Annotated in this window: 10 protein-coding genes; 9 read left to right on the top strand and 1 reads right to left on the bottom strand. The window is 48.9% G+C overall.

Going from position 1 to position 12,548, the window contains the following annotated elements; all coding sequences use genetic code 11:
• Nucleotides 1-116: 116 nt before the first annotated feature.
• The 9 genes from ABID13_RS08520 (at nt 117) to ABID13_RS08480 (ending at nt 11,350) form a co-directional block, all read left to right on the top strand.
• Nucleotides 117-884 carry a YczE/YyaS/YitT family protein gene (locus ABID13_RS08520; protein WP_227162098.1) on the top strand — a complete coding sequence of 256 codons (768 nt, stop codon included), beginning with the start codon at nt 117-119 and terminating at the stop codon, nt 882-884.
• Between the two features lie 54 nt (nt 885-938).
• Nucleotides 939-1,730, top strand: a complete 792-nt coding sequence (locus tag ABID13_RS08515) for an SDR family NAD(P)-dependent oxidoreductase (protein ID WP_227162100.1) — start codon at nt 939-941, stop codon at nt 1,728-1,730.
• A 369-nt stretch (nt 1,731-2,099) separates the two neighbouring features.
• On the top strand, nt 2,100-3,431 hold the full coding sequence (locus tag ABID13_RS08510; RefSeq protein ID WP_048929090.1) for a GntP family permease: 1,332 nt from the start codon (nt 2,100-2,102) through the stop codon (nt 3,429-3,431).
• A 217-nt stretch (nt 3,432-3,648) separates the two neighbouring features.
• Nucleotides 3,649-5,046, top strand: a complete 1,398-nt coding sequence (locus tag ABID13_RS08505) for a sigma-54 interaction domain-containing protein (RefSeq protein WP_156200004.1) — start codon at nt 3,649-3,651, stop codon at nt 5,044-5,046.
• Nucleotides 5,047-5,242: 196 nt separating this feature from the next.
• Nucleotides 5,243-6,826 (top strand): acyl CoA:acetate/3-ketoacid CoA transferase, encoded by a 1,584-nt coding sequence (locus ABID13_RS08500; protein WP_048929089.1) that lies wholly within the window; start codon nt 5,243-5,245, stop codon nt 6,824-6,826.
• 35 nt (nt 6,827-6,861) lie between these two features.
• The gene (locus tag ABID13_RS08495; protein ID WP_048929254.1) at nt 6,862-7,995 is read left to right on the top strand and encodes an acyl-CoA dehydrogenase family protein; all 1,134 of its coding nucleotides are present in this window, start codon (nt 6,862-6,864) and stop codon (nt 7,993-7,995) included.
• 28 nt (nt 7,996-8,023) lie between these two features.
• On the top strand, nt 8,024-8,809 hold the full coding sequence (gene etfB / locus ABID13_RS08490) for an electron transfer flavoprotein subunit beta (protein WP_048929088.1): 786 nt from the start codon (nt 8,024-8,026) through the stop codon (nt 8,807-8,809).
• A gap of 20 nt (nt 8,810-8,829) precedes the next feature.
• Nucleotides 8,830-9,837, top strand: coding sequence for an electron transfer flavoprotein subunit alpha/FixB family protein (locus ABID13_RS08485; protein ID WP_048929087.1), 1,008 nt, complete (start codon nt 8,830-8,832; stop codon nt 9,835-9,837).
• Nucleotides 9,821-11,350, top strand: a complete 1,530-nt coding sequence (locus tag ABID13_RS08480; protein ID WP_048929086.1) for an amino acid adenylation domain-containing protein — start codon at nt 9,821-9,823, stop codon at nt 11,348-11,350. The genes ABID13_RS08485 and ABID13_RS08480 overlap by 17 nt, the downstream gene beginning before the upstream one ends.
• A gap of 105 nt (nt 11,351-11,455) precedes the next feature.
• Here the strand turns inward: ABID13_RS08480 and ABID13_RS08475 are convergent, their stop codons facing one another.
• Nucleotides 11,456-12,250 (bottom strand): MBL fold metallo-hydrolase, encoded by a 795-nt coding sequence (locus ABID13_RS08475; RefSeq protein ID WP_082173792.1) that lies wholly within the window; start codon nt 12,248-12,250, stop codon nt 11,456-11,458.
• Between the last annotated feature and the right edge of the window lie 298 nt (nt 12,251-12,548).

The raw sequence follows: 12,548 nt of genomic DNA, 5'->3' as shown, positions 1-12,548 counted from the left end.
AACGGCAAAAGGGTAGCAAAAGAGCCGGCGTGAAATTAGTTGGCACTAAAATTGCTAGTAATATTCTGCAGGGGAGCAATCCCTCACGTGCGAATTGAAATTTGAGGGGGTATCAGATGGAAAAAAATCTGTTTAAAAAGATTGCCGTATGCCTTGCAGGCTCCTTTGTCTATGCAGCCGGTATAACGGTAGTAAAGGTATGTAACCTGGGGATTTCTCCTATTACATCCGCGCCGTATGCATTTTCCTTTGTGGTGGGACAATCTCTGGGAACATGCACCATGTACCTCAATGTGATCCTCTATGTGATCCAGAAGCTGGTTTTGAAAAAAGAATACACGCTTCGTAAGTTCTTGACGCAGTTTATCCTAAGCTCTGTGTTTGCGGTGCTGATCGATTTTACCGGTGTGCTGTTTGGAGGGTTTGTCCCGCAAAGCTATGTATTCAGGATGCTGTACCTGATATTCGGCTGTTTTGTACTGGCGGCCGGTGTTTGCGGTGTAGTCATGTCTGATTTCGGCATGCTGCCCGGAGAGGGTGTTGCAGTGTGTATCCAGAAGATTACCAAACTGGATTTCGGCATATGCAAGATTATATTTGACAGTTCCATGGTGGTGCTGGCCCTGATTATTTCCCTGGCGTTTCTGGGGAGAGTGGAGGGGGTAAGGGAAGGCACTTTAGTATCCGCTTTTATGATTGGATGGTTTGCCAGGTACATAGGGCGGTTTCTCGGTCCAAGGCTGTCGGTTTTCCTGAATCCCGGATCACCGAACTCTGTATCTCAGCAGCCGGCGTCAGCAAATACTGCATCACAGAATGAAAAAAAGGAAGAACCGGAGAAAAGGACACGAAAGCTGGATAAAGAAGCAGGACTGGCAGAATAGGCTGCTGAATAACGAATGCAATAATAATAACTTGATAAAAAAGGAGATATGATTATGATTGAAATGAAGAACACACCATTTGACATTCCGATATTTGATCTGACAGGAAAGGTTGCAGTCATCACGGGAAGCACCACCGGGCTGGGGTATGGTATGGCGGTGGCGTTCTGCGCTTATGGGGCTAAGGTTGTGATCAATGGTCTGGATGAGGAAGACTGTAAGAAGATTTCCGATGAGATCAATGTTATGGGTGGAACCACCATACCCTTTAAAGCGGATGTACGAAACCGCCAGGAAGTACAGGCCATGGTAGCCAAAACCGTGGAAACCTTTGGAAAGCTGGACATTATGGTATGTAATGCAGGCATCGGCATCACTAAACGAATTGTGGAGATGTCCGATGATGAGTGGGATGAGGTAGTGGATACGGATTTAAAGGGCGTATTTATCTGTGGAGCAGAGGCTGCCAAGGTTATGATCGAAAAGGAGATCAAGGGAAGGGTGATCAATATTTCCTCCGCAGGCGGTCTGGTGGGAACCAAGAACATCGCGGCTTACTGTGCATCCAAATCCGGTGTGATTAGTCTTTCTAAAACAGAGGCAATGGAGTGGGGGCGTTATGGGATTACAGCCAACGCCATTTGCCCGGGATATGTGCCCACAGCGATCAATTCGGTTCCTCTGGCAATTCCAAGAGTAAAGGAGCAGATACTGGCAAAGACAGCGTTAAAACGTCTGGGCGAGGTTTGGGAGATCGCTGCGGTAGCTTTATTCCTGGCATCGGATGCATCCAGCATTGTAACTGGAGCTTATATAGCGGCAGATATGGGGACGACATGTAATTAACGGAAAATGCAATATGGTTTGTTTGAGACTGCTATGGACAGGTGAGACTGCCCTGGCAGTCTTCTTTTGTTTGGAGGGGAACTTAAAAATGAATAGAAAGTGTATAGAAAGTGTATAGAAAGGGAACTGTGACGGAAGCAAAATGTTTAATAAGTAGACACAGGAAATAAGAAAATTCAGAACCAGGGTACAGATAAACACGTTTTTAAAAGAAATTTTAAGATAATGAAAAGTTGGCAGTTTTCTTGCTCTTTATATTGTTGAATAATTAACGATGGTATGGCAAAATAGAATCATTGCTTGTTTCTATCGCACGGGAAACCGCAGGATACTGTTTGCGTACTTTCACAAGACAAGGGGGTTCATTAGATGGTAAGTATTATAGGTATTCTTCTGGCGGTAGCGTTATTGATCTACACATGCTACAAAGGTATCCCGGCAGTAATCGTTGCACCATTGGTGTCGATTCTGGTACTGATTACCAGCGGCATGGATATTGCCACGGGCATGAGCGGCGCCTATATGGAAGGCATGGCAGGATTTATCCAGAAATATTTCCTCACCATGTTTACAGGAGCCATATTCGGAGCCATGATGGGTGACAGCGGAGCGGCCAAATCCATCGGATTAAAGTTTGGCCGGATTGCCAGAAAGTTTCCGGGAAAAGAAAAGCTTATGGCCTTGTGGTCACTGGCAGCATTGTCCTTTATCCTGGGGTACGGCGGAGTCAGCGTATTCGTAGCATTTTTTACCGTGATCGCGGTTGCCAAGGAAATGTTCGAGGAGCTGGATGTGCCGTGGAGACTTTACGGCGTCAACATTCTGGGAGCAGGCGTTCTCGCCCTCACCATGGCGCCCGGTTCTCCGTCCGTCAATAACGTAATTGCAGGAGAGGCCCTGGGGACCAATGCAATGGCGGCCCCCACACTGGGAATTATCGGCTGTCTGATCGCCATTTTCCTGGCAGGTATTTATTTTAAATGGGAGATTTCACAGGTGGAGAAGAACCACGAAGGATTTCTGCCCACCGGCGCTGAGATTGCCAAGGTGCAGCTAAAGGTGGCGGACGAGGATTTTCAGGAAATGAACATTATAACCTGCCTGATCCCCTCCATCGTATTGATCGTAACTCTGAATGTATTCAAACAGCCGGTTTATATTGCTGCGACCTTTGGCATTATTGTGGGCTATGCCATGTATTGGAGGAGACTGGCAACCAAGATTGAGACATTTAAGCGGGGCGCCATGCAGTCCATCAACTCTGTCTGTACCGCGTCCATGGTTATTGCGTTCGGGTCCGTAGTAGGAGCTACCAGCGGATTCGCCATTATCTGCGGCGGTCTGGGCAAGATTCCGGGACCGGGAGAATTCCAGGTTGTAGTGGCGGTCAATATTGCAGCCGGTGTGGCAGGTTCTTCGGCCGGAGGCCTCACCATTGCCCTCAATGCGCTGGCAGACCGTTTTATCGGTCCGGTGTCCGCAGGCGGTCTTGCCATGAATCCGGAGGTGGTACATAGAATTGCAACGATTTGTTCCGGCGGTCTGGATTCCCTGCCAAGTAACGGAACCATCATCAATGAACTGACTCAGGCCAAGCTTCCCCACCGCGTGGGTTACCGACCAATGGGCGTATGCTCGGTTGTGATACCGCTGATTGTGGCCCTATGTCTGGCTGTGATTGCACAGTTTGGGATTGTATAACTGCAACGGAAGAAAGTAAGGTGGGAAAAGAGTCTTACTAATACGGAAGGCAAGTTTGAACGGGTGACGTGTCAGGTTTGTCTTCCGTTTTTATATGCCCTTTGACATCCTTATTGAAAAAAGTGTTGAATTTGCACAAAAAAATCGGTATACTATAAACTAGATGGTAAAAATTTAACAATATATTGAGATGGATGTACATCAGGAGAAAACAATTATGTCACTGAAATCAAGGCTGATCACGACAGAATATTTTAAGGAGTGGGATGTGGACATCTTACTGGACATCCTGGAAAATGCCGATAATGCGATCATTGTCATCGACTATAAGGGTACTGTGGTTTATATCAACCGGTTTTATGCCGAGCGGATGGGGGTAAAGCCCGAGAAGCTGTTGGGCAGAAACCTCTATGATATTGAACCCCAGGCAAAGCTTATAAGGGTGATGGAGGAGGGCGGGAGCCAGGAAGAAAATAAGGTGGAATATATCAAATCCCTGAAGATAGATTCCGTGGGCCTTGCGTTTCCGCTGTATAATCAGAAGAAGGAGAAGGTGGGAGCCTGCGCCATATTCAAGGATGTGACACAGGTAGTGGAACTGACCAGAAAGCTCCAGAAGACAAAAGAGATGGTCCAGTATCTGGCTTCACAGCTGGAGGCATCGGAGCTTCCTATCTCATTCCAGTCCTATATCAGTCTGAACAAGGAACTGAAAAAGACACTGAGTCTGGCTGCCAAGGTAGCCAATACCAATTGTACCATTTTGATACAGGGGGAAAGCGGTGTCGGTAAGGAAGTAATGGCCAAGTGTATCCACAGTGCCAGCAATCGGAAGGAACAGCCCATGGTCAAGGTAAACTGTGCTTCCATTCCTGAGAATCTTCTGGAGAGCGAGCTGTTCGGCTATGAGGAGGGAGCGTTTACCGGGGCCAGAAAGGGCGGCAAGCTGGGAAAGTTTGAGCTTGCCAACAAGGGCACCATTCTTCTGGATGAGATCGGCGATATGAGCCTGACCATGCAGTCCAAGCTCCTCCGTGTACTCCAGGAAAAGGAACTGGAACGGGTGGGCGGAACCAAGACCATTAAGCTGGATGTGCGGGTGATCGCCGCGACCAACCGGAATCTGGAGGAAATGGTGGAGAAAAATGAATTCCGAAGCGACCTTTACTACCGCCTTCACGTTGTGCCGATCCATATACCGCCCCTGCGCAGCCGCAGAGAAGATATCATGCCTCTTGTTCGCTACTTTATCACCCGAAACGGTGGGGATGAAAGTACGGATCTCACACCCGGCTCCATCCGTGTGCTGGAGGAATATGACTGGCCCGGTAATGTGAGGGAGTTGCAGAACGTGATAGAATATGCAATGATCGTTAAAACCGGCAATATGCTGGAGATAAAGGATTTTCCCCAGTACCTGCGGGGGGACGAATGTCCGGATGAGCAGGGAGACGAATGTCCGCGAAAGCTAAAGGATGCAGTGGAAGAATTGGAGAAGAGTATGATCAAAAATTCCCTGAAACGGAACAACGGAAATAAAAGCATGGCAATAAATGAACTTGGTCTCTCCCGCCGGTCTTTCTATGAAAAAATGGAAAAATATGGATTAAAATAAATGTATATAAAATATACACTTTTGTAATTGGACTGTATATTTTTGTGAAGAATTTTATGAGACAGAAACAGGACAACGGAAACTCTTGCCTGATTTCTGTCTTTTTTATATCCGTCAGCCGGACAGATACGGTTGGCACCGAAATTGCTCCTAAATAGAGCAGGTTCATATTATTACGAAGAAAGGATGCAGTGCTATGAAGATTATACGTTCAGAAGAAGTGAGCAGGCTGATAAAGGATGGAGATACCATTATGTATACAGGTATTACTCTAGGCGGATTTGCAGAGGAAGCGCTGGTGGAATTGGAAAAGAGTTTTTTGGATACAGGGCATCCAAGGAACCTTACCATGTACTGGCAGTCGGCTACCGGAAACCGTGGAGACAGGGGGCTTGCTCACGCGGCCCATGAAGGATTCTTAAAACGGGGGGTCGGCGGCCACCTGAACGGGTGCGGACCTGCCATGACGGAATTCAGCCGTGACAACAAAGGTGAAATATATAATTTTCCACAAGGTGTTATGTCTGTGATGTGCCGTCATATTGCGGCTCATACGCCGGGGGTTATCACAAAAATTGGTTTAAAGAGCATGATGGATCCCAGGGTGGATGCGGGATGCATGAACGAAAAGGCAAAAAATGCAGAACGGCTGGTGGAACTGGTGGAACTTGGCGGGGAAGAGTGGCTTTGGTATAAGCTTCCCAAACTGGATGTGACACTGATCCGAGGCACGGTTGCAGATACAAAGGGAAACATTTCCTGTTATAAGGAAGGATATAAGCTGGGACAGTTGTCAGCGGCCGAAGCTGCCAGGGCATGCGGAGGAATCGTGATCTGTCAGGTTGAGAATATTGTGGAAGCCGGAAGCATCAAGCCAAGGGATGTGACCGTACCCGGCATATTAGTGGATTATGTGTTTGTATCCAAGCCGGAATACCACTGGCAGACCTCCAAGACTTACTATAATCCCGTATTTTCAGGGGAGATCCGGGTGCCTCTGGATGCCATCCCGTCTGAAAAGTTGAGCGCCAGAAAGGTGATTGCCAGACGTGCGGCCATGGAGCTGACCAAGGGTGCCATTGTGAACCTGGGAGTGGGCATACCTGAGGCGGTATCCTCGGTTGCGGCGGAGGAAGGCTGCGGCGAATACATTACTCTTACAACCGAGTCCGGAGGCATCGGCGGAGTGCCGGCCAGCGGCCATGATTTCGGGTGCTGCTGGAATGCGGAGGCCACCATTGAGATGGCGGATGAGTTTGATATGTACGATGGCGGCGCACTGGATCTGGGCGTACTGGGTGTGCTTCAGGTAGGGCCAAACGGCAATGTGAATGTGAGTAAGAGAAACGGTGAAGGCCTGGGCGTGGGCGGTTTCCTAAACGTGGCAGGGGGCGCCAGCAAGGTGGTGTTTGCGGCTACCTTTACCGGAGGGCTGCACAAGGGCGAAGGTCCGGCCTATGAGATAAGCAACGGCCATATCAAGGTGATAAAGGAAGGCAATTCCAGGAAATTTGTTAATGAGATTGAACAGATTTCTTTTAACGGCGAGGCGTCCCTGGCCCAGGGAAAAAAGATCATGTATGTGACGGAGCGGTGCGTTTTTGAGTTGACCGGCGAAGGGCTGCTGCTCACAGAGATCGCTCCCGGCGTAGACCTTCAGAAGGATATTTTGGAGCAGATGGATTTCTGTCCGCTGATCAGCGAGAATCTGGAACAGATGCCGGCCGATATTTTCAATGAAAACTGGGGTGGACTGAAGAAAATCATGGACAAAGAGTAAGCATGAATAAAAATAATGATGCAGGAGGAATGGGAATGTTCAGCAAAAAACATGAAATGATTAGAAAACTGGCGAGAGAGTTTGCGGAAAACGAAATTGCACCCATGGCGGCACAGATCGATGAGACAGGGGAGTATCCGGAAGAACTGCGCAGGAAAATTATTGACTGTGGATTCCACGCAATTGTAATTCCAAAGGAATACGGGGGATGCGGCGGGGATACCGTATCCGCTACCATTGTGACGGAAGAGTTTACAAAAGTAGATGCCAGCGCATCCACACAGCTTATGCCAAACTCTTTATCCGGCGGATCGCTCATGATGTTCGGCAATGAAGCCCAGAAGCAGAAATATCTGCGCGGAATGGCGGAGGGAAAGCTGATCGGCGCATTTGCCATCACGGAGCCGGGGGCCGGGTCCGACACGGCGGCAATCACGACCACGGCGGAAACGGATGGAGACTATTATATCTTAAACGGGCGTAAATGTTTTATCACCAATGGTCCCTGCTGTGATTTTGTGACTGTTTTCGCCAAGACGGATGTAAATGCCAGAGGCGTAAAGGGAATCAGCGCCTTTATCGTGGAATCGGCCTGGGAGGGATTCTCCAGGGGCGCGGTGGAAAACAAGATGGGTATGCACGGTTCTCCTACCTGCGACCTGATTTTTGAAAATGTGCGCGTGCCCAAGGAAAATCTTCTGGCATCCGAAGGCCAGGGCTTCAAGATCTGTATGGCCACCCTGGATTCCGGGCGTATCACCGTTGCCACCCAGGGCCTTGGAATTGCCCAGGGCGCCCTGGATGAGGCGGTAAAATATGTAAAAGAGAGGGTACAGTTCGGCAAACCCATCTCTAAGCTTCAGAATACACAGTTTGAGATCGCGGACATGGCAACAAAGGTGGAGTGCGGAAGACAGCTGGTTTACCACGCGGCGGAATTAAAGGACGCCGGAAAGCCCTATTCCAAGAACGCGGCCATGGCAAAATATTACTGCGGCGATCTGTGCAACAATATCGCGTACCGTTCCCTGCAGCTTCACGGCGGATATGGCTATATGAAGGATTACCCCATCGAGCGCATGTTCCGTGATGCAAGGCTTGTGGCAATTTATGAAGGTACATCGGAAATCCAGAGGGTGGTAATTGCAAATCATGTTCTTGGAAAGTAATGAAAATATAGGATGAGGAGGATACGTAATGAAGATAGTAGTTTGCGCAAAGCAGGTTCCAAATACAAACGAAGTGAAAATTGACCCTGTAAAAGGGACTCTGATCCGTGACGGCGTGGAGAGTATACTGAATCCGGACGATGCCAATGCGCTGGAGGAAGCGCTGAAGTTAAAAGATACATATAAAGACGTGACAGTGACCGTCATTTCCATGGGACCGCCCCAGGCAGAGGTTATGCTGCGGGAATGTCTGGCCATGGGTGCGGACGAGGCGATCCTTTTAAGCGGCAGGGAGTTTGGAGGTTCCGATACATGGGCCACGTCCAACGCCATCTCCGCGGCCATTAAAAAGATCGGAGATTATGACATTATTTTTGGCGGACGCCAAGCCATTGATGGTGACACGGCCCAGGTGGGACCGCAGATATCAGAAAAGCTGGATATTCCCCAGGTTACCTATGTGCAGGATTTCAGGCTGGAGAACGGCGCGGTGGTTGTGCAGCGGCAGATGGAAGACGGATATGAGGTGATCCGTGTAGAGACACCGTGTTTTCTTACCGCGGTAAAAGAACTGAATAAACCAAGATATATGACCATGAAGGGAATCTATGAAGCCTACGAAAAAGAGATAACCGTATGGGGCTTTAATGATGTGGATATTACCCAGGACAAGGTGGGGTTAAAAGCATCTCCAACAAGAGTATTCCGTTCCTTTACTCCGGAGCCAAAGGGAGCAGGCGTGGTGCTTGGCGGAAGCCCAAAGGAACAGGTGGCCGCGCTTATGGACAGCCTGAAAGAAAAACATATTATTTAAGTAAACACAGGAGGTAAAACATGGACTTAAGTCAATACAAAAATGTTTGGATATTTGCAGAGCAGAGGCAGGGAGTGATTACTCCTGTGGTAAAGGAGCTTTTGGGCGAGGGAAGGAAGCTGGCTAAAGACATCGGAACGGACGTATGTGCGGTTTTGCTTGGAAAGGATGTAGGCTGCCTGGCCCGGGAGTTAATCCGTTACGGAGCAGATAAGGTGTATGTGGCGGATCATCCGCTTCTTGAGAATTTTACCACCGATGCCTATACAAAGGTGATCACCGATGCCATCGGTACATATCGGCCGGAAATCGTACTCTATGGTGCTACCCATATCGGCCGCGACCTGGCCCCCAGAATCGCAGCCAAGGCTAACACTGGCCTGACGGCTGACTGTACCGGATTGTCCATTGATCCCCAGGACAAGAAGATCATGCAGACCCGTCCTGCATTTGGCGGCAACCTGATGGCCACCATTATCTGTCCGGAACACCGTCCTCAGATGTCCACGGTGCGCCCGGGCGTAATGCAGAAGCTGGAACCGGATGACAGCCGCCAGGGCGAGATCATAAATGTGGATGTCAAACTGGAAGCGTCCGATATCAGAACCCAGGTTCTGGAAATTGTAAAAAGCGCCAAAGAGATGGTGTCCCTCACTGATGCGGATGTGATCGTATCCGGCGGCCGCGGCCTCGGCAATGCGGAGGGATTTGCAGTAATTAAAAAGTTGGCGGATGCCATGGGCGGCGTGGTCGGCGCATCAAGGGCAGCGGTGGATGCAGGATGGATCGACCACTCGCACCAGGTTGGCCAGACCGGAACCACGGTAAAACCGAAACTATATGTCGCATGCGGCATATCCGGAGCAATACAGCACTTGGCAGGAATGCAATCCTCTGATATCATTATAGCGATCAATAAGAACTCGAGAGCTCCTATTTTTGAAGTGGCTGATTACGGCCTGGTTGGAGACCTGTATGAGATAGTTCCCATGATGGCGGAAGCGTTTGCGGATGAAAAAATTATTTGATGAAGAAAATAGAGCTGAATACTTAAAGACACACAGGGATGAGGTAATGGAGCATAAAACCTTCTGTGAGATATTTTTGGATACGGTGAAACGGTATCCTGACAGAACGGCCGTTTATGCGGATGGGAGGACTGTCACCTACGAAGAACTTTTAAGGTGGTCCAATTCAGTTGCCCATTGTCTGTTACAAAGCAATGTGGAGAAAGAGGAAATTATAGCAGTTAGTACGGGAAGAACGGCGGAAACCATAGCCAGTATCATTGGTATCTGGAAAGCAGGCTGTGTGTATGTGTATCTGGATAGGGCATATCCAAAGGAAAGGAGTGAGAATATTATACTGGAGTGCCATTGCCGGATTCTCATAGACGGCCGGTGGTGGGAGGAGATAGACAGGGAAATTACCCTTCCGGAGATAAATTATTCGGAGCGGGACTGCCTGGCCCTGCTGATCTATACCTCAGGTTCCACCTCAAGGCCAAAGGGCGTCATGCTGGAGCATAAAAATGTAATGGCTTCTGTGTATAACCTCCAACTGTTTGAGACAACGGAGAAGGAACGGTTCGGGGTGTTTCCGGGATTTGGATTCGTGGCAGCTGTCAGCGACCTTTTTTCCACCCTGGCTGTGGGGGCGGCGAATTATATTATTCCGGGAAGTATCCGGAAGAATATTGTGGAACTGGCCCGGTTCTACCGGCGGCACAGGATCAATATCACCTTTCTTCCGCCCCATATGGCTAGGAAACTGCTGTCCATGGATCTGGAGGATATACCCTTACGTCTCCTGCTGGTAGGCAGTGAGCCGGTGCGCAACCTAGATATCAGCAGGGCGCATTTTAGGATATTTAATGTCTATGGCGCCTCGGAGATGTGTTCCATGATCGCCCACTATGAGATCAGGGACGGAGGAGGAAAAGCCATATACCCTGTGGGACGGCTGAACCCTGGCCTTAAGGGGTACCTGATGGGAGAGGACGGAAATGCAGTATGTCCCGGAGAACCCGGGGAATTATGGCTTTCAGGCAATCAGGTAAGCCGTGGGTATTACGGGCTGCCGGAGATGACACGCACTCATTATACAGAGAATCCCTTTACCCGGGAAAAGGGATATGAGCGGGTTTTTAAGACCAATGACATCCTTATGGAACTTCCGGACGGAAATCTTCAATATGTCTGTCGAATGGATAATATGTTTAAGATCAGGGGATTTCGGGTGGAAGCAGGCGCTGTGGAGACAGCAATCATGGAGTGCGGGGAAGTGAAGGAAGCGGTAGTGAAGGCATTTACCGATCAGGGCGGATGCAATATCCTCTGCGGATATTTTACCGCGGATAAGAAACTGGATGTGAAGGCCATAAAAGAACGGATGAAAGAGAAGATCCCGTACTACATGGTCCCCACCTGCCTGATCCAGTTAGATGCATTTCCTTTGAATATAAATTCAAAAATAGACAGAAAGGCAATCATGCCGCCAAAGGAATTAAACAACCACAAATTACTGGAAAAACTATATTAAGGTAACACACCTATTAAAAGCCATTGGAAGCGCTGTTTGTGCTATGCTTCCAATGGCTTTTAAAATAACAGGAAACATCAGTCTCCTTGTCCACTGAGGGTATCCCTACGTCAGGAACAGGCAGTCGCCAGCCCCCAGATACACGGTGGAGAGAGTCTCCTCCTGTTCCATCATGTTTCTGAAGAGTTCTCCGGAGCAGTGGTTGAATCCCAGAAGACGGATCCCCATGTCCTTCATTATCTCCACTGTCTGACGGATCCGTGCTTCGTCCGCTTCCATGAGGTGGGTTCCCCCGATCACCGCCTTGATGGGCTGTGAAAAATGTTCCTTTACCGTGGTAAGGATGTTCAGGATTCCCGGGTGGCTGCAGCCCACGATCACCACCAGCTCCCCCTGTTCCTCAATGATCAGGCAGATCTCATCACAAAACTTGTCCTGTACCCAGGCGTCCTGCTCCCGGAGCACGAACCTGCCGGGGACGGACTCAAACTCATAGGTGCGCCGTATATCACCCATGACCCAGCAGCCGGGTGCAAGGGGGGTAAGGCCATGGCATTCCATATGAGTAATGTGGTTTTCCGTGAGGAACTCCTGGTCAAATCCGGGTCCCAGATAGGCTGACTTGATGCCGCTGACAGCATACTTTTCTGTAAAAAATCCTTTTCCCGTCACCAAAGGGCATTGAAGTCCGTTTTTAACAAATTCCCTGTACCCTCCTCCATGGTCGTAATGTCCATGGCTGCACACGGCAAAATCGATCCTGTCTGGCCGTATTTTTATTTTTTGTCCATTCTCAAATGTGTGCGCGCCTGCTCCAAAGTCAAATAGGATGCGCGTATGTCCTGTTTCTACATAGAGGGATAACCCGTGCTCCGCCGTAAAGTCCTTGCGTCCGCCCATGAGATTATCCATTAATGTTGTGATCTTAATGGCTTCCACCTCCTGCCAGTTTCGTGTACTCCCGGAGTTTTCCCGTCACCTGTCTTTGCGGCTGGTTTTTTGTCAGCCGAACACAAATGCGTACACTTTACTGAAATATTTATGATACCGGTATTATACCACAGTATCCTGCTTTTGGTATATGAGGAAAGAACCATTCATTGTAACAGAAATTCCCACAATATTTCAAGAAAAAAGTAAGGAAAACCTTGATGTATTATGTTAGAATAGGTATTAAGGTTCAATGCGGCATAAAATA

The organism is Enterocloster citroniae, assembly GCF_040545455.1.
GTDB classification, from domain to species: Bacteria; Bacillota; Clostridia; order Lachnospirales; family Lachnospiraceae; genus Enterocloster; species Enterocloster citroniae.
The sequence above is the reverse complement of the archived record's forward strand: the minus strand, read 5'-3'. Positions and strand labels throughout refer to the sequence as shown.